The following is an 18368-nucleotide window of genomic DNA, read 5'->3' as shown; positions in this document are numbered from 1 at the left end:
ACGGAGTGGCCAAATTGGCTCGCTTGCGCCGTTCGCTCCGTTTCCACAACCCCCATTAGGTTCTTTATGCTCTCCTCCAACAACATCACCATGCAGTTCGGCGCCAAGCCACTGTTTGAAAACATCAGCGTCAAGTTTGGCGATGGCAACCGCTACGGCCTTATCGGTGCCAACGGCTGCGGTAAGTCCACCTTCATGAAGATCCTCGGCGGCGATCTCGAGCCTTCCGGCGGTAACGTCAGCTTGGACGTCAACGAGCGCATCGGTAAGCTGCGCCAGGATCAGTTTGCCTACGAAGAAATGCGCGTGCTGGACGTGGTCATGATGGGCCATGCCGAAATGTGGGCCGCCATGCAGGAGCGGGATGCCATCTACGCCAACCTCGAGGCGACCGACGACGACTACATGCGCGCCGCCGAGCTCGAGGGCAAGGTGGCCGAGTATGACGGCTACACCGCCGAAGCCCGTGCCGGCGAGCTGTTGCTCGGGGCCGGTATTCCGCTGGAGCAGCACAACGGCCCCATGAGCGAAGTGGCACCAGGCTGGAAGCTGCGGGTGCTGCTGGCTCAGGCGCTCTTCTCCAACCCGGACATCCTGCTGCTGGATGAGCCGACCAACAACCTGGACATCAACACTATCCGCTGGCTGGAGGGTGTGCTCAACGATCGTGACTGCACCATGATCATCATCTCCCACGACCGCCACTTCCTGAACATGGTCTGCACTCACATGGCGGATCTGGACTACGGCGAGCTGCGCGTCTACCCGGGCAACTACGACGACTACATGCTGGCCGCCACCCAAGCCCGCGAGCGTCTGCTGGCCGACAACGCCAAGAAGAAGGCGCAGATCGCCGATCTGCAATCGTTCGTGTCGCGCTTTAGCGCTAACGCCTCCAAGTCACGTCAGGCCACCTCGCGCCTCAAGCAGATCGACAAGATCAAAATTGAGGAGGTCAAGGCCTCCAGCCGGCAAAACCCCTTCATTCGCTTCGATCAAGACAAGCAGCTCTATCGCAACATCCTAGAAGTGGAAGGCGTGGCTAAGGGCTACGGCGATACTCCCCTGTTCAAGGGGCTGAGCATGCTGCTGGAAGTGGGTGAGAAGGTCGCCATCCTGGGGACCAACGGCATCGGTAAGTCCACCCTGATCAAGACCCTGGTCGGTGAGCTGACCCCGGATGCCGGTACCATCAAGTGGTCCGAGAACGCCCAAATCGGCTACTACGCTCAGGATCACGCCGAGGAGTTTGACACCGATCTCAACGTGTTCGACTGGATGGCCCAGTGGAAGAAGGAAGGGGATGACGAACAAGCGGTACGCTCTGTGCTCGGCCGCCTGCTGTTCTCGCAAGATGACATCAGAAAGCCGGTTCGCGTGCTGTCCGGTGGCGAGCAGGGCCGTATGATCTTCGGCAAGCTCATCATGCAGCGCCCCAACATCCTAATCATGGATGAGCCGACCAACCACCTGGACATGGAATCGATCGAATCGCTGAACCTGGCACTCGAGATGTACAAGGGTACCCTGATCTTCGTCTCCCACGATCGCGAGTTCGTTTCGTCGCTTGCGACCCGGATCCTGGAGTTGACCGAAGAGGGGATCCGCGACTTTAGCGGTACCTACGATGACTACCTGCGCAGCCAGGGCATCGTCTAGCCTGGATAAACGATGTGGAAAGGCCCCGCACTGCGGAGCCTTTTTTATGTTGCCTCAACATGAAGACAACAAAAAGGAGGCCGAAGCCTCCTTTTTACATCATGACATTCCCAGCAATTAAGCCAGAGCTGCCTTTGCCTTTTCAACCAGAGCGGTGAAAGCGACCTTGTCGTGAACGGCGATGTCAGCGAGGATCTTACGATCGATCTCGATGGAAGCCTTCTTCAGACCGTTGATCAGACGGCTGTAGGACAGACCATTCTGACGGGAAGCCGCGTTGATACGGGCGATCCACAGTTGACGGAACTGACGCTTCTTCTGACGACGGTCACGGTAGGCGTACTGACCAGCCTTGGTTACCGCTTGTACCGCTACGCGGTAGACGCGGGAACGGGCACCGTAGTAACCCTTGGCAGCCTTCAGAACTTTCTTGTGACGAGCGCGAGCGGTCACACCACGTTTTACTCTCGGCATTTCTCACACCCCTCTCTTATGCGTACGGCAGGCAGGCAACAACACGTTTTTGGTCAGCGGCAGAGACCATGGTCTTCGGGCCGAGCTGACGCTTACGCTTGCTGCTCTTCTTGGTCAGGATGTGACGCAGGTGGGCGTGCTTGCACTTGAAGCCACCAGAGCCAGTCTTCTTGAAGCGCTTGGCAGCGCCCCGGTTGGTTTTGATTTTCGGCATTTCGAACTCCGCATTGTGAGTAACAACAAAACAATCAGGCGAACAGACTCGTGGAGTATTCCCCACGAGCCAATTTCTTGTTGTGGGCCTGATTATTTCTTCTTAGGCGCGAGGACCATCACTGCTTGACGGCCTTCGACTTTGGGGAAGGACTCGACCACGGCCAGCTCTTCCAGATCGTTCTTGACGCGCTCCAGTACCTTGATACCAAGTTCCTGGTGGGCCATTTCACGACCGCGGAAGCGCAAGGTAACCTTGGCCTTGTCACCTTCCTCGAGAAAGCGAATCAGGTTGCGCAGTTTTACCTGATAGTCGCCTTCGTCGGTGCCAGGACGGAATTTGATTTCCTTCACCTGGACGACTTTCTGCTTCTTCTTCTGCTCTTTAGCAGTCTTGCTCTTTTCGTAGAGGAATTTGCCGTAATCCATGATCCGGCAAACGGGCGGCTCGGCGTTGGGACTGATCTCAACCAGATCAACTCCAGCTTCAACGGCTAAGTTCAATGCATCCTGGATCGAGACGATGCCCAGAGGCTCCCCCTCAACACCAGTCAAACGAACTTCTTTCAGACGAATCTCGGTATTGATCCGGTGAGCGCGGGCTTGCGGTTGCTTGCCCAGTTTTTTTCCGCCTTTTATAGCTTATTCCTCCACTCTCTTTTGTCCGCGGGTCTGAACTTCTTGGGTGAGCAGTGTAATCAGCTCTTCAACCGGATAGGTTCCCAAGTCAGCCCCCTTGCGAGTGCGAACAGCAATTTTGCCGGATTCGACTTCTTTGTCGCCGCAAACCAGCATATAGGGCACTCGCTTCAAAGTATGCTCGCGGATTTTAAAGCCAATCTTCTCATTTCTCAAGTCCGCCTTCGCACGCAGACCCGCATCATTCAATGCCTTGGCTACCTTGAGCGCATAATCTGCCTGATTGTCAGTGATATTCATGACAACAGCTTGAGTCGGCGCCAACCATGCCGGGAAGAAACCGGCGTACTCTTCAGTCAAAATACCGATAAAGCGCTCAATGGAGCCCAGAATGGCACGGTGAATCATGACCGGTACATGACGCTCGTTGTCTTCACCCACATAGGTAGCCCCGAGGCGACCCGGCAGGGCGAAGTCAAGCTGGACAGTACCACACTGCCAGGCGCGATCCAGGCAGTCGTGCAGGGTGAACTCAATCTTCGGACCATAGAAGGCCCCTTCACCCGGCTGCAGGTCATACTTGAGACCATTTTTGACCAAGGCCTCGGCCAGAGCCGCTTCGGCGCGATCCCACATCTCGTCGGTGCCGATACGTTGCTCCGGACGAGTAGAGAGCTTGACCACGATATTTTCAAAGCCGAAGGTCCCATAAACGTCATACACCATGCGGATGCAAGAGGAGACCTCTTCCATCACCTGCTCTTCGGTACAGAAGATATGGGCATCGTCCTGGGTAAAGCCACGCACCCGCATCAGACCATGCAAGGAGCCGGAGGGCTCGTTGCGGTGGCAAGAGCCAAACTCGGCCATGCGCAGCGGCAGATCGCGGTAGGACTTGAGGCCCTGATTGAAGATCTGCACGTGACCCGGGCAGTTCATCGGTTTGATGGCGTACTCGCGATTCTCCGACTGGGTGGTGAACATGGCCTGGGCGTACTTATCCCAGTGACCTGACCGTTCCCACAGGACGCGATCCATCATGAAAGGTCCTTTGACCTCCTGATAGTCGTACTCCTTGAGCTTGCCACGGATGAAGGTTTCCAGCTCGCGGAAGATAGTCCAGCCATCGTTGTGCCAGAACACCATGCCCGGCGCCTCTTCCTGCATGTGATACAGGTCGAGCTGTTTGCCAATTTTACGGTGATCGCGCTTGGCGGCCTCTTCGAGGCGCTGCAAATAAGCCTTGAGCTGCTTCTTGTCTGCCCAGGCGGTACCGTAGATACGCTGCAACATCTTGTTGTTGGAGTCACCACGCCAGTAGGCGCCGGAGATCTTCTGCAGCTTGAAATGGTGGCAGTGGCGCATGTTGGGAACGTGCGGGCCACGGCACATGTCGATGTACTCTTCGTGATGATACAGACCCGGGCGATCGTCGCGCGCGACGTTCTGATCTAGGATCTCCATCTTGTAGGTCTCACCACGGGACTCGAAAGTATCACGAGCCTCCTGCCAGGAGACCTTCTTCTTGACCACGTCGTAGTCTTTGGATGCCAGCTCAAGCATGCGTGCTTCCAGAGCCGCCAAATCCTCGTCGGTCAAAGCGCGATCGAGATCTACGTCGTAGTAAAAACCGTTGTCGATGACCGGGCCGATGGCCATCTTGGTCTGCGGCCACAGCTGCTTAATGGCATGACCGAGCAGGTGCGCACAAGAGTGGCGAATGATCTCCAGCCCCTCTTCATCCTTGGCGGTAATAATGGAGAGCTGAGCATCGTTCTCGATCAGCTCACAGGCATCGACCAGCTCGCCATTGACGCGGCCGGCAACACACGCCTTGGCTAGGCCAGGGCCGATGTCAGCAGCGACATCCAGAACGGAAACCGGTTGGGAGAATTGACGCTGGCTGCCGTCAGGCAGGGTAATGATTGGCATCTTGAAATCCTTATACAGTGGTGACCCACACCAAAGGCCACATGCAAAGAGTTAAGTCGGTTAAATGGACGACACGATTTTGCCTGACTGTTCACTCTACTCTGCAAACGCGCCAGCGAGCGGAGGACAAGCCTTCTCTCCCTCACGACGAATCAGGCAAGGCGCCATGGTAACAGATGACATCGAACAGGGGGTAACAAAAATGCACCACCTATATGGTTATTTTTTACGCACTTTCTAACTTTCGGCCACCAGGCGTTCCAGTTCATCAAAGGTGAATGCCCCCTCCCCCCGCTCCCGCTTGACCAACTCTTTTAAGACCAGCAGAGCGGTCTCGTTACCGGCGGAGGCCGCCCGAAGCAAGTAGCGGCGCCCCTTCTCCCATTCTGGTTGCCCCTTGATGCCAAGTAGGCACAAGGCCCCAAACTTGAGTTGAGCCATGACATTGCCCCCTTGCGCGGCCAGCTCGAACCAGTGATAGGCGGCATTCAGATCCCGCTTTACATGGCCTCCTCTGAGATAGGCCTCTGCAAGGCGATATTGACTGGCCGATTCACCACGCTCAGCCGCATACAGGTACAGCTGCCATGACAACGCCTGATCCTGGGCAACGCCCAGCCCCCATTCATACGCCTGGGCCAGATGCACCTGCGATCTGAGATCCCCTTCATCAGCAAGGGTGCGCCAAATGGTCACGGCCGTCTGATAATCGCCACTGCGCCACGCCCTGTCCGCCTGATGAGCCGTCTGTTCATCACCTTCAGTGCGCCATAACACGGCCATAATCAATGCCATAAAAGCCAAACGCCGAATGGTAATGTTCATCACTCCCTGCTCTTGTGAGCGCACCAGGCCCACTGGTAACAAAAAATCAACACCGTAGCAAATGTAAAAAAATAAGGCCCTCGCAATGCGAGGGCCAAGCCAACGGAAACGTGCTTAAACAGAGCTTTGCACCTGCTAAACCAACCAATTCAAGCAACCTGAACTGGCCATCTGGCGAAGTACGAGTTCAATCTAGCCGCCACGCAATGTTGCGTCAATGTAAAAATTAGAGTTTAAGCACCAAACACGATGGCTATTTCTGTTTTACTCCACGCGACCAACACAGCGCCATTTTGAGACCCGAACGTCTCTCTGTATATTTTCTCTTCGAAGCCTTTGACAGCGATCAGGGAACGTGGCAGAAATAATTTAACAGTCAGTAACATATGCGTGTAGATGACCGCCGCCATCGGCTCTGTTGGCCTTGGGCAAACAGGGATAGGCAACCGGGAACAGATTCTGCAACGGCAATACGCGGTGAGGTAGCGGGTAGGCTTAACTTAGATAAGACAATGTGACAACTCGATGGCGATGGTTCTTTTAGGGTAAGCGACTATCTATAACGGGGGTAAGGTTATGGGCATCTTCGAGCACTACCAACAACGCTACGAAAAAGCCAGGGAAGAGGAGTACACCATCCAGGAGTTTCTGGATATGTGCAAACAGGATAAATCCTGCTACGCCTCCGCCGCCGAACGACTGCTGGCCGCCATCGGTGAGCCTGAGATGATAGACACATCCACCAATCCGCGTTTGAGCCGGCTCTTCTCCAATCGGGTCATCGCTCGCTATCCCGCCTTCCGGGACTTCTATGGCATGGAAGAGGCTATCGAGCAGATTGTCTCCTACCTCAAGCATGCCGCCCAGGGCCTGGAAGAGAAGAAACAGATCCTCTATCTGCTGGGGCCGGTTGGGGGGGGAAAATCCTCTTTAGCCGAGAAGCTCAAAGCCCTGATGCAGAAGGTGCCTGTCTACCGCATCAAGGGTTCACCAGTTAACGATCACCCCTTCTGCCTCTTCAACATGGAAGAGGATGGCGACCTGCTTGAGCGTGAATATGGTATCCCGCGCCGTTACCTGCGTCCCATCATGTCCCCTTGGGTCGTCAAACGCCTGCACGAATTTGGCGGCGATATTACTCAATTCAAAGTGGAGAAGGTAAATCCCTCCATTCTCGATCAAATTGCCATCGCCAAGACCGAACCCGGCGATGAGAACAATCAGGACATCTCTTCTCTGGTGGGCAAGGTAGACATCCGCATGCTGGAGCACTATGCACAGGATGATGCCGACGCCTATTCCTACTCCGGCGCCCTGTGCAAGGCCAACCAGGGGATGATGGAATTTGTCGAGATGTTCAAGGCCCCCATCAAAGTACTGCACCCACTGCTGACCGCCACCCAGGAGGGGAACTACAACGGCACCGAGGGGATCTCGGCCATGCCGTTCGAGGGGATCATTCTCGCCCACTCCAATGAATCCGAATGGCAGCAGTTTAAGAACAACAAGAACAACGAGGCCTTCCTCGACCGGGTCTACATCGTCAAGGTGCCTTATTGCCTGCGCGTCTCGGAAGAGGTGAAAATCTACGAGAAATTGTTGCAAAACAGCCAGTTGACCGAAGCCAAGTGCGCTCCCGGCACCCTTGAGCTGCTCGGCCAGTTCTCGGTGCTCTCGCGCCTCAAGGAGCCTGAGAACTCCAGCCTCTACTCCAAGATGCGGGTCTATGACGGTGAAAGCCTTAAAGATACCGACCCCAAGGCCAAGAGTTACCAAGAGTACCGCGACTATGCCGGCGTCGACGAAGGGATGAACGGCCTTTCCACCCGTTTTGCGTTCAAGATCCTGTCGCGGGTATTTAACTTCGACCACGCTGAGGTGGCTGCCAATCCGGTGCATCTCTTCTATGTGCTGGAGCAGCAGATTGAGCGGGAACAGTTCCCGCAGGAGCTGCACGACCGTTACCTCGAGTTCATCAAGGGATACCTGATCCCGCGTTATGTTGAATTCATCGGCAAGGAGATCCAGACCGCCTACCTCGAGTCCTACTCCGAGTACGGCCAAAACATCTTCGATCGCTACGTCACCTATGCCGACTTCTGGATCCAGGATCAGGAGTACCGCGATCCGGAGACCGGCCAGTTGTTTGACCGCGCCGCGCTCAACAGCGAGCTGGAGAAGATCGAGAAACCGGCCGGGATCAGCAACCCAAAGGATTTTCGCAATGAAATAGTCAACTTCGTGCTGCGCGCCCGCGCCAATAACGCCGGCCGCAACCCGACCTGGACCAGTTACGAGAAGCTGCGCACCGTGATCGAGAAGAAGATGTTCTCCAACACCGAGGAGCTGTTGCCGGTCATCTCGTTCAACAGCAAGACCTCGGCCGAAGAGCAGAAGAAACACGATAACTTCGTCGCGCGGATGATGGAGAAAGGGTATACCCGCAAACAGGTGCGCCTGCTCTCTGAGTGGTACTTGAGGGTGCGTAAATCATCCTGAGCCTGATGGCCAAGGAGGGGAATATGGCGCATTTCATCGATCGCAGACTGAACGGCAAGAACAAGAGCGCTGTCAACCGGCAGCGCTTCATCCGCCGTTACAAGAAACAGATCAAACAGGCGGTCTCCGATGCTGTGGCCAAACGCAGCATCCAGGACGTGGACAAGGGCGAGAGCATCAGCATTCCCACCCGCGACATCACCGAATCCATTTTCCATCAGGGACGTGGCGGCAAGCGGGAGATGGTACACCCAGGCAATGATCAGTTCGTCACTGGGGACAAGATTGACCGCCCGCAGGGAGGGGGCGGTGGCGGGGGAAGCGGTGAAGGGCAGGCCTCAAACCAGGGGGAAGGCGCGGATGATTTTGTGTTCCAGATCTCTAAGGATGAGTACTTAGATCTTCTGTTTGAGGATCTCGAGCTGCCCAACTTGCAGAAAACCCAGCTTAACCAACTGATGGAGGTAAAGACCTACCGGGCGGGCTACACCTCGAACGGGGTACCGACCAACATCAACGTGGTGCGTTCGCTGCAAAATTCTCTGGCGCGGCGGGTTGCACTGCAGGCCGGCAAAAAACGGCAGCTGCGTGAGCTGGAGGCTCGGCTGGCGCTGCTGATGCAAGACCCCAATGAGCATCATGCCGAAATTGCATCGCTCGAGCGGGAGATCCGAGATCTGCGTAAGAAGATCGACGCTGTGCCCTTCATCGACACCTTCGATCTCAAGTTCAACAACTATGTGAAGCGGCCGGTTCCCTCCAGCCAGGCAGTGATGTTCTGCCTGATGGACGTCTCCGGCTCCATGGATCAGGCGACCAAGGATATGGCCAAGCGCTTTTACATCCTGCTCTACCTGTTTCTGACCCGCACCTACAAGAATGTGGAGGTGGTCTATATCCGTCACCACACTCAGGCCAAGGAGGTCGATGAGCACGAGTTCTTCTACTCCCAAGAGACTGGCGGCACCATAGTCTCGAGTGCGCTCAAGATGATGAGCGAGATCATGAGTGAACGTTACCCGGCAAATCAGTGGAACATTTACGCCGCCCAAGCCTCTGACGGAGACAACTGGGCCGATGACTCTCCCCTGTGTAAAGAGTTGCTCATCAAAGAGATCATGCCCTGGGTGCGCTACTACTCCTATATCGAGATCACCACCCGGGCCCACCAGACCCTGTGGCACGAGTATGAGTCGGTCGCCAGCCAGTTCCCCCACTTCGCCATGGAGCACATCCGTAAGCTCGACGATATCTACCCGGTGTTTCGCGAACTGTTCAAAAAGCAAGCTGCATGAGGGGGACGCTATGAGTGAGACACAGACCAGAGTGTATGCCCCGCTCGACGATGGGCCAGACTGGACCTTCGAACTGCTGGAGATCTACCACAAGGAGATCGCCCGGGTTGCCGCCCATTACAAGCTCGACACCTATCCCAACCAGATCGAAGTGATCACCGCCGAGCAGATGATGGATGCCTATTCCAGCATCGGCATGCCGATTGGTTACCATCACTGGTCCTATGGTAAGCACTTCATTCAGACCGAGCGTAACTACAAGCGTGGTCAGATGGGGCTGGCCTATGAGATCGTCATCAACTCCGATCCCTGCATCGCCTACCTGATGGAGGAGAACACCATGCCGATGCAGGCGCTGGTGATCGCCCATGCCAGCTATGGCCATAACTCCTTTTTCAAGAACAACTACCTGTTCAAAACGTGGACCGATGCCTCGTCCATCATCGACTACCTGCTGTTTGCCAAGAAATACCTCGGTGAATGCGAAGAGAAGCACGGCATCGACGCCGTCGAGCGCTTGCTCGACGCCTGCCACGCCTTGATGAACTTTGGGGTCGACCGCTACAAACGACCGCAGAAACTATCGCTGGCCGAAGAGAAGCGGCGCCAGAAAGCGCGGGAAGATTACCTACAGACCCAGGTCAACGAGTTGTGGCGCACCCTGCCCAAGCAGGCGCGCAATGAAGGAGCCGAAGAGCTGCGCTATCCCCCCGAGCCGCAGGAGAATCTCCTCTACTTTATCGAGAAGAACGCCCCCCTGCTCGAGCCATGGCAACGGGAAGTGGTGCGCATCGTGCGCAAGATCAGCCAATATTTCTACCCGCAGAAACAGACTCAGGTGATGAACGAGGGGTGGGCCACCTTCTGGCACTACACCATCCTCAACCACCTCTATGACGAGGGAAAACTGACCGATCGCTTCATGATGGAGGTGCTGCACAGCCACACCAATGTGGTCTATCAGCCCCCTTATAACAGCCGCTACTACTCGGGGATCAACCCCTATGCCCTGGGTTTTGCCATGTTCACGGACTTGCGCCGGATCTGCGAGCACCCGACCGAAGAGGACAGGTACTGGTTCCCGGATTACGCCGGCACTGACTGGGTGCAGACCCTGCACTTTGCCATGCAGAACTTCAAAGATGAGAGCTTCATCAGCCAGTTCTTGAGTCCCAAGGTGATGCGCGATCTCAAACTGTTTGCCATCGATGACGATGACATGAAGAACTATCTCAAGGTCTCGGCCATTCACAACGAGGAGGGGTACCGTCGCCTGCGCAGTACCCTGTCGGCGCAGTACAACTTAAGTAACCTGGAGCCAAACATCCAAGTCTACAACGTGGCGGTAAAAGGAGACCGCTCACTGACCCTGCGCTATGTCCCTCACAACCGGATCCCGCTGGCCGACTCGCGCCACGAGGTGCTGCGCCACCTGCATCAACTGTGGGGATTTGACGTGATCCTCGAGCAGGACAACGGCGAGCTCAGCCCCGAGATCATCGGGCGCTGTCCAGAGAAAAAGAGCAGCTACTAACTGCCCTCTTCCCCATCAACAAAAAGCGCACCCTAAGGTGCGCTTCTCATTCGCGGTCAGTGATCGCAGAAATTGCTCGGCATGTGCTCGCGCAGACGAGCCCAGTGCTTACCCGATTCGACGCCGTACTGGCGCACCAACTGAAACACCGACTCATAGTCCTTGCTCTCTGCCAGCTTGAGCAACGCCGCGTAGTAACCGTCAGCACTGGCCCTGGCCTGCTTGTCAGAGAAGTAGTAACGACCAACACGGGCATACAGCCCCTTGAAACCATTGAGGATCAGCGCATAGATGGGGTTGCCAGAGGCAAACGAGAGCTGGTGATGCAGATAGTAGTCAAAATCGGCATACGCATCGGCACTGTCATCAACCGCAGTGGCCTCACGCAGGATCTCGGCGGCACGCTCCGGATTGTTGCGCACGGCACCACGGATGAAGATGGTGCTGATATTGGTGCGCGCCGACAGCAGCTGGGCCACCAGATCTGGCACCTTGTCCTGATCGAGACGAGCCAATGTTTCGAGGATATTGAGCCCCGAGGTCTCCCAGAAGTTGTTGACCTTGGTCGGCTTGCCATGCTGGATGGTGAGCCATCCATCACGGGCCAGACGCTGCAATACTTCACGCAGCGTGGTGCGGGTCACCCCAATCAGTTCGGAGAGTTCGCGCTCAGCCGGCAGGATAGAGCCGGGGGGAAAGCGGTTATTCCAGATGGATTCGATGATGTACTCTTCGGCAAACCCAGCAGGGCTCTGCGCTTTAATGACCATGAACGGACTCTGTAAAGTGATGACAATGTTAAACTCCCGCATGATAGCAAAGCCGATGACACTGGCAAACATAAAGGTCAGTCCTCTGCTGAGCACGAACCAATCGAAGCCATTGCTATCTCATGCCCTTTGTTAGACTCTGTCTCTTTGCACAAATCTTTGATTAATATCATGGGGAACGATGCCGCTTTGCGAAACCATCACTCTCCTTCCCATGATCCCGGGCAGGCACCGCGGGTCAAACGTCAATCCTAGAGAGAACAACATGCAGGTAAGTTACGGACGTGCCTTAGCACAGAATTTCTTAGGGAAAACCGCTAACTGGTACAAGAGCGCCATTCTGACCTTCCTTATCATCAATCCGCTCATTTTCTACCTCGATCCCTTCTTCGCCGGCTGGCTGCTGGTGGCCGAATTTATCTTTACCCTGGCCATGGCCCTCAAGTGCTATCCGCTGCAACCAGGTGGCCTGCTCGCCATTGAGGCCGTCCTCATCGGCATGACCTCCCCCGAGCAGGTCAAACACGAGCTGATCGGCAATATCGAGGTGCTGTTGCTGCTGGTGTTCATGGTGGCCGGCATCTACTTCATGAAACAGCTGCTGCTCTATGTTTTCACCAAGCTGCTCATTCATATCAAGTCTAAGAGCGCGCTTTCGCTGGCGTTCTGCCTGACCGCCGCCTTTCTCTCCGCCTTCCTCGACGCCCTTACCGTTATCGCTGTGGTGATCAGCGTCGCGGTGGGGTTTTACGCTATCTATCACAAGGTGGCGTCCGGCCAGAAGGGAGCGCAGAGCCACGATTATCTCGATGACAATGACCTCAATGACGGGGCGCGCCAAGATCTCAACGATTTTCGCGCCTTCCTGCGCAGCCTGCTGATGCATGCGGCCATCGGTACGGCATTAGGCGGCGTCTGTACTCTGGTTGGGGAGCCGCAGAACCTCATCATCGGTGAGCAGGCCGGCTGGCACTTTGGCGAGTTTGCTCTTCGTATGGCGCCGGTCAGCATACCGGTGTTCTTCTGCGGGTTGCTCACCTGCCTGCTGGTCGAGAAGCTGGGTTGGTTTGGCTACGGCGCCACCCTGCCGGAGCGGGTACGCAACATCATGGAGGAGTATGACCGCCAGGAAGATGCCCGCCGCACCCGTCAGGACAAGGTCAATCTGATGGTACAAGGGCTCATCGCCGTCTGGCTCATCGCAGGATTGGCCATGCACCTGGCCGCCGTCGGTCTCATCGGCCTCTCGGTCATCGTGCTGGCCACCGCCATGACCGGCGTCACTGATGAGCACGCCATCGGCAAGGCATTCCAGGAGGCACTGCCCTTCACCTCGCTGCTGGTGGTCTTCTTCACCGTGGTGGCGGTCATCATCGATCAGCACCTCTTCCGACCCGTCATCGACTGGGTGCTGGCCGCCAAACCGGAAGACCAGTTGGCGCTCTTTTACATCGCCAATGGGCTGCTCTCGATGATCAGTGACAACGTCTTCGTCGGCACCGTCTACATCAGTGAAGTCAAGGCCGCGCTGGCCGAGCAGGCGATCAGCCGCGAGCACTTTGAGCTGCTGGCTGTCGCCATCAACACCGGCACCAACCTGCCGTCGGTCGCCACCCCGAACGGACAAGCCGCCTTCTTGTTCCTGCTCACCTCAGCCCTGGCACCGCTGCTGCGCCTCTCTTATGGCCGCATGGTCTGGATGGCCCTGCCCTACACCCTGGTGCTCAGTGTCACAGGCCTGATCTGCGTCGAGCTGCTGCTACCGGGCATGACCCAGCAATTTATCGAGTGGGGTTGGATAAGCAACGCGGTCGAGAACGTTCCTGCGACCGTCACACCTTAAAACAAGGGGGCCAAGGCCCCCTTTCCTTTCTTCCGATGGTTTGCTCTAATGCCCATTGGCTTTTTTTTGGTTTCAGGCGATTGCTATGGTGGAATATCTTCGCGCTCTGGCGGCTCAGCGCTTGCCTTGGGTGCTATTGGCCGGCTCGGCCCTGTTTCTTGATGTGTGCGCCCTCTTCTTTCAACATGGGCTGGGGCTGCACCCCTGTGTCATGTGTATCTATGAGCGGATAGCCACCATGGGTGTCTTGGCGGCCGGGCTGCTCGGCATGACGGATCCCAAGCGGCCATGGGTTCGTTGGAGCGCCATCCTGCTGTGGGGTTACAGCGCCTTTACCGGGTTACAACTGGCCCTGCGCCACGTGGATTATCAACTCAATCCCTCCCCGTTCAATGTCTGCAGCCCTTATGCCGATTTCCCGAGCTGGCTGCCGCTCGATAAGTGGATCCCCTGGCTCTTCATGCCGGATGGTGATTGCTCCGAGATCAGTTGGCAGTTCTTAGGCTTCTCCATGCCCCAGTGGCTGGTGGCCATCTTTGCGGCCTATCTGCTGGTGTGCGTCATCGTCGCCGTCGGTAATCTGGTCAAGGGGCGCTGCTGCCAGTAAGCCGCCCCAATAAAAAAACGGAGCCCAAGGCTCCGTTTTTTTATATCCGCCAGCTCAACTGGCCCAGAAAATGATGTGATCTTCCCACTCGCCAGCGAAGGCTTCATGCACCACCTTGCCCCGCACCGACTGGCCGGCCTTGTGCATGGCTGAGGTGCTGCCGGTCAGCAGCGGATGCCACTCGGGTAAGGGCTTGCCTTCCGCCAACAGCCGATAGGCACAGGTAGAGGGTAGCCAGTGGTACTCTTCTATCTTGTCAGGGGTAATTTGCAGGCAGTCCGGCTCGCGATTGAAGCGGTTAGCGTAGTCGGAACATTGGCAACTCTTGGTGTTGAGCAGGTTGCAGGCGACGTTGGTAAAAACCAACTCGTCGGTCTCTTCATCAATGAGCTTATTGAGGCAGCACTTGCCACAACCATCACAGAGAGATTCCCACTCCTGCTCACTGAGCTCGGACAGGGATTTTTCCTGCCAAAAGGCACCTTGCATCATGTTCACCCACTCGCCATAAAAGGCGCACTGTATACAGGGTCACCGCCCTCCTGGCAAGCGAAACTATCGACACCAAGGACTCAGGAGTGGGCGCGAACGAAGGCCTTGTGCTCTTCCAGCAGGCTCTCGACCGGCGGCGGCAATTGCAGGTAGTAACCCTGTTCCCGCAATGCGTTCATCACCTTGCCAATATCAGACATGCCAAGGGGTTTGGCAGGATTGAGTTTGGTTACCATCACCAGCTGGGGTGGGCCAAATGTTGTCAGTAATATCTCGGGAACACGCGAGAAATCGTCGCGTCGTTCAATAAAGAGATATGTATCGGCTTTTTTGCGGCTTTTATAGACTGCACACAACATGTAACTTGGTATAATCCGTGCGGTTGATTGCCTCTTGTGGGGGCAAACTATAACATCGGAATCTCAATAACAATAATGAATTGCCTTGCTGGTTCGGGGATGTTTCATGGCTGAACGCGATAATGAAATAAAAGGTGCCACTTTTACCTTGTCGGTGCTCCATGTGACCGATGCCCATCCGGGGAAAATCCGCGCTTTGCTGGAAAGCAAGGTGGCCCAGGCCCCCCACTTCTTCCATTGCGCCCCCATCGTCATGAACGTGGAGAAATTGGAAAACATTCCTGATTTCAGTGCGATCAAGCAATTGGTGGAAGCGGAATCTTTCATTCTTGTGGGAATTACGGGCGCCCGCAGTGAGGCGATGAAAACCGCGGCCAAGGCCGCTGGTATTGCCGTCATGAACGCGGGGCGTTCACGCGGTAGCGATAACAGCAAGGCGGTCAAGCCCACCAAGGTCGAGCCGGCCAAGGTTGAACCGCCTCCTCTGACGCCCACCCGCGTACATGTCGGGCCGGTTCGCTCCGGCCAGCAAATTTATGCCGCCGGCTCGTCACTGGTAGTGCTGGGCTCGGTGAGCCCAGGCGCCGAAGTGATTGCCGACGACAGTATCCATGTGTATGGCGCCCTGCGCGGCCGAGCCATTGCTGGCGCGCGTGGCAACACCCAGGCACGGATCTATTGCCAGCAACTGGCAGCGGAGCTGCTCTCCATCGCCGGCACCTTCCAGCTGAGCGATGCCTTGCCGGCAGGCCTGATCCAGAAACCGGCCCACGTCCGGTTTGACAACGAACAACTTCGTATAGACAGCATCAAATAGAGTTACAAGGAAGCGAGAATGGCGCGAATCATAGTCGTAACGTCAGGCAAAGGCGGTGTCGGCAAGACCACTACCAGTGCGGCGCTGAGTACCGGACTGGCCCAGCGAGGTCACAAAACCGTCGTCATCGATTTCGATATCGGACTACGTAATCTTGACCTGATCATGGGCTGCGAGCGCCGTGTCGTGTATGACTTCGTCAACGTCATCAATGGCGAGGCGAACCTCAACCAGGCACTGATCAAAGACAAGCGGGTCGACAACCTCTTCATCCTGCCGGCCTCCCAAACCCGCGATAAAGACGCCCTCACCCGTGAAGGGGTGGAGCAGATCCTCGATCAGCTCGGCGAGATGGGATTTGACTACATCGTCTGTGACTCCCCTGCCGGTATTGAAGCCGGGGCGCTGATGGCCCTCTACTTCGCCGACGAGGCCATCGTCACCACTAACCCTGAAGTCTCCTCGGTGCGCGACTCCGACCGCATCCTCGGTATTCTGGCGGCCAAGTCGCGTCGGGCCGAGCGCGGTGAAGAGCCAATCAAGGAGCACCTGCTGCTGACCCGCTACTGCCCTTCCCGCGTCAATCGCGGCGATATGCTGAGCGTGCAGGATGTGCAGGAGATCCTGGCAATCCCCCTGCTCGGGGTGATCCCGGAATCTCAGGCGGTACTGCGCGCCTCCAACTCCGGTGAGCCGGTGATCCTCGACAAGGATTCCGATGCCGGACTGGCCTATGACGACGCGGTTTCGCGTCTGCTGGGTGACAGCAAGGATCTACGTTTTATTGAAGAAGAAAAGAAAGGCTTCTTTAGCCGATTGTTCGGGAGTTAAGCATGTCATTATTGGATTATTTCCGTTCCAACAAGAAACAGAGCACCGCACAGCTGGCCAAGGAGCGTCTGCAGATCATCGTTGCTCATGAGCGTACCTCACGGGGGGGGCCGGACTACCTGCCCCAACTCAAGCAGGACATTCTCGATGTGATCCGCAAATATGTGGAGATCGATCCGGATCAGGTATCGGTGCAGCTCGACAAGAAGAGCGCCGAGCTCTCGGTGCTGGAACTCAACATCACCTTCTCTGACGACAAGAAGTAAATGGGTCTCCCCATCCGCACATGACCGGAGCCCTGCCTCCGGTCATGTCGTTTTTGTGCCAAGGAATGTCGCCGCAGCGCTGGTTTTGATTGCCAGCCATTCGCGGGCTGGTTATGGTGTCGCCTCAAATCGGAAAGGAGTGATCCATGGGTGTGCTGCGTTTTCTGTTTAACCTGCTGTGGTTCCTGCTCGGCGGCGTCCTGATGGGACTGGCCTGGTGGCTGGCAGGGCTGCTCTGTTTCATCTCCCTCATTGGCATCCCTTGGGGACGCGCCTGCTTCATGATAGGCACCTTCACCTTCTTCCCGTTCGGCAAGACCACGGTGAGCCGCCGCTTCATCACCGGCCGTGACGACATCGGCACCGGAACTCTGGGCGTGATCGGCAACATCATCTGGTTCCTGCTGATCGGGGTCTGGCTCGCCATCGGTCACATCGCCTCGGCGCTGGCCTGTTTCATCACCCTCATCGGCATCCCATTCGGGATCCAGCACCTCAAGCTGGCCGTGGCCAGCCTCGCCCCCGTCGGGCAAACCGTTGTCACCTTGCACGAAGCCGAAACCGGGCAGTACATTCGCTAAAGGGTGTAGCAAAAGGGCGGGCTTTCCCGCCCTTTTTGCTTTTCCCACCGGTCACCCCCGTGTAGGTTTGTGCCATCACCTCTTGCAGGAGCTCGTCATGCACCCCAACCACTTCTTCGCCAACCTGGCCCGCATGAAACTCATCTACCGCTGGCCGCTGATGCGCAACATTCAGTCTGAAAATATCGCCGAACACAGCCTGCAAGTCGCCATGGTGGCTCACGCCCTCGGCACCATAGAAAATGCCCTGTTTGGTGGCCAGCTGGACGCCGAGAAAGCCGCCACCATGGCGCTCTTTCACGATGCCACCGAGGTGCTGACTGGCGATCTGCCCACCCCGGTCAAGTACTACAACCCCGAGATCGCCCGCGAATACAAGAAGATCGAGCTGGCCGCCGAACAGCGGTTGCTGGCCATGCTGCCCGAGCCCCTCAAGGCCGCCTATCGCCCTTTGATCGACTCTGGCTGCGCCGAGCCCGAGCTGGCGCGGCTGGTAAAGGATGCCGACACCCTGTGCGCCTACACCAAGTGCCTGGAGGAGCTGGCTGCCGGCAACCGTGAGTTTGAACCGGCCCGCAAACGCCTTGAAGAGATGCTCGAGCAACGCATGAACCCGGCCATGCGCTACTTCATCGACACCTTCGTGCCGAGCTTCTCGCTGCCGCTCGATGAGCTCAACGCCCACTAGGGCCGCAGTTCGGATAAAAAGAGGGAGGCCAGTAGGCCTCCCTC

At 56.6% G+C, this 18368-nt stretch carries 19 protein-coding genes; 11 read left to right on the top strand and 8 right to left on the bottom strand.

The annotated features are described in order from the left end of the window. The first annotated feature begins 66 nt into the window (after positions 1 to 66). Complete coding sequence (locus FE240_RS06760) at positions 67 to 1659, top strand: ABC-F family ATPase (protein WP_193003891.1); 1593 nt, start codon at positions 67 to 69, stop codon at positions 1657 to 1659. A 117-nt stretch (positions 1660 to 1776) separates the two neighbouring features. Here the strand turns inward: FE240_RS06760 and rplT are convergent, their stop codons facing one another. The 5 genes from rplT to FE240_RS06735 form a co-directional block, all read right to left on the bottom strand. Beyond that, positions 1777 to 2133 (bottom strand): 50S ribosomal protein L20, encoded by a 357-nt coding sequence (gene rplT / locus FE240_RS06755; protein WP_042046320.1) that lies wholly within the window; start codon positions 2131 to 2133, stop codon positions 1777 to 1779. 16 nt (positions 2134 to 2149) lie between these two features. Beyond that, a complete protein-coding gene (gene rpmI, locus FE240_RS06750; RefSeq protein WP_042046318.1) occupies positions 2150 to 2347 on the bottom strand; it encodes a 50S ribosomal protein L35 in 198 nt (65 codons plus the stop codon). A 92-nt stretch (positions 2348 to 2439) separates the two neighbouring features. After that, positions 2440 to 2901 (bottom strand): translation initiation factor IF-3, encoded by a 462-nt coding sequence (infC, locus tag FE240_RS06745; RefSeq protein ID WP_449696030.1) that lies wholly within the window; start codon positions 2899 to 2901, stop codon positions 2440 to 2442. A gap of 87 nt (positions 2902 to 2988) precedes the next feature. Beyond that, complete coding sequence (gene thrS / locus FE240_RS06740; protein WP_042046315.1) at positions 2989 to 4917, bottom strand: threonine--tRNA ligase; 1929 nt, start codon at positions 4915 to 4917, stop codon at positions 2989 to 2991. A gap of 237 nt (positions 4918 to 5154) precedes the next feature. Then, complete coding sequence (locus tag FE240_RS06735) at positions 5155 to 5742, bottom strand: tetratricopeptide repeat protein (protein ID WP_226799117.1); 588 nt, start codon at positions 5740 to 5742, stop codon at positions 5155 to 5157. A gap of 576 nt (positions 5743 to 6318) precedes the next feature. Here FE240_RS06735 and FE240_RS06730 point away from each other — a divergent pair. From FE240_RS06730 to FE240_RS06720, 3 genes are read left to right on the top strand one after another with little or no spacing between them, the layout of a single operon-like run. Beyond that, positions 6319 to 8241, top strand: coding sequence for a PrkA family serine protein kinase (locus tag FE240_RS06730; protein ID WP_193003889.1), 1923 nt, complete (start codon positions 6319 to 6321; stop codon positions 8239 to 8241). Positions 8242 to 8264: 23 nt separating this feature from the next. Then, positions 8265 to 9536: a YeaH/YhbH family protein gene (locus tag FE240_RS06725; RefSeq protein ID WP_193003888.1), complete on the top strand. Its 1272-nt coding sequence runs from the start codon at positions 8265 to 8267 to the stop codon at positions 9534 to 9536. 10 nt (positions 9537 to 9546) lie between these two features. Next, positions 9547 to 11070, top strand: coding sequence for a SpoVR family protein (locus FE240_RS06720; RefSeq protein ID WP_193003887.1), 1524 nt, complete (start codon positions 9547 to 9549; stop codon positions 11068 to 11070). Between the two features lie 56 nt (positions 11071 to 11126). Here FE240_RS06720 and fadR read toward each other — a convergent pair whose 3' ends face one another. Continuing rightward, entirely contained in the window at positions 11127 to 11840 is a 714-nt protein-coding gene (gene fadR, locus FE240_RS06715) for a fatty acid metabolism transcriptional regulator FadR (RefSeq protein ID WP_042046347.1), read from the bottom strand. Between the two features lie 265 nt (positions 11841 to 12105). On the opposite strand from fadR, the gene nhaB reads away from it, so the two are divergent. Beyond that, positions 12106 to 13683: a sodium/proton antiporter NhaB gene (gene nhaB / locus FE240_RS06710; RefSeq protein ID WP_193003886.1), complete on the top strand. Its 1578-nt coding sequence runs from the start codon at positions 12106 to 12108 to the stop codon at positions 13681 to 13683. Positions 13684 to 13768: 85 nt separating this feature from the next. Next, complete coding sequence (gene dsbB / locus FE240_RS06705) at positions 13769 to 14290, top strand: disulfide bond formation protein DsbB (protein WP_193003885.1); 522 nt, start codon at positions 13769 to 13771, stop codon at positions 14288 to 14290. A 54-nt stretch (positions 14291 to 14344) separates the two neighbouring features. Here dsbB and FE240_RS06700 read toward each other — a convergent pair whose 3' ends face one another. After that, on the bottom strand, positions 14345 to 14779 hold the full coding sequence (locus FE240_RS06700; protein WP_193004476.1) for a YcgN family cysteine cluster protein: 435 nt from the start codon (positions 14777 to 14779) through the stop codon (positions 14345 to 14347). Between the two features lie 83 nt (positions 14780 to 14862). Then, positions 14863 to 15141, bottom strand: coding sequence for a YcgL domain-containing protein (locus tag FE240_RS06695; RefSeq protein WP_193003884.1), 279 nt, complete (start codon positions 15139 to 15141; stop codon positions 14863 to 14865). 106 nt (positions 15142 to 15247) lie between these two features. Between FE240_RS06695 and minC the strand changes: the two genes are divergently transcribed. From minC to yfbR, 5 genes are all read left to right on the top strand, one after another. Continuing rightward, positions 15248 to 15958: a septum site-determining protein MinC gene (gene minC / locus FE240_RS06690; protein WP_193003883.1), complete on the top strand. Its 711-nt coding sequence runs from the start codon at positions 15248 to 15250 to the stop codon at positions 15956 to 15958. An 18-nt stretch (positions 15959 to 15976) separates the two neighbouring features. Beyond that, on the top strand, positions 15977 to 16789 hold the full coding sequence (gene minD / locus FE240_RS06685; protein WP_042046302.1) for a septum site-determining protein MinD: 813 nt from the start codon (positions 15977 to 15979) through the stop codon (positions 16787 to 16789). A 2-nt stretch (positions 16790 to 16791) separates the two neighbouring features. Next, positions 16792 to 17055 carry a cell division topological specificity factor MinE gene (minE, locus tag FE240_RS06680; RefSeq protein WP_042046301.1) on the top strand — a complete coding sequence of 88 codons (264 nt, stop codon included), beginning with the start codon at positions 16792 to 16794 and terminating at the stop codon, positions 17053 to 17055. Between the two features lie 146 nt (positions 17056 to 17201). Continuing rightward, positions 17202 to 17636 carry a YccF domain-containing protein gene (locus FE240_RS06675; RefSeq protein ID WP_042046300.1) on the top strand — a complete coding sequence of 145 codons (435 nt, stop codon included), beginning with the start codon at positions 17202 to 17204 and terminating at the stop codon, positions 17634 to 17636. A gap of 97 nt (positions 17637 to 17733) precedes the next feature. Continuing rightward, positions 17734 to 18324 (top strand): 5'-deoxynucleotidase, encoded by a 591-nt coding sequence (gene yfbR, locus FE240_RS06670; RefSeq protein ID WP_193003882.1) that lies wholly within the window; start codon positions 17734 to 17736, stop codon positions 18322 to 18324. Positions 18325 to 18368 lie beyond the last annotated feature (44 nt).

This window comes from Aeromonas simiae, from assembly GCF_014892695.1.
Taxonomy (GTDB): Bacteria; Pseudomonadota; Gammaproteobacteria; order Enterobacterales; family Aeromonadaceae; genus Aeromonas; species Aeromonas simiae.
Note: the sequence above shows the minus strand (reverse complement) of the source record. Positions and strands in the feature narration are given on the sequence as shown.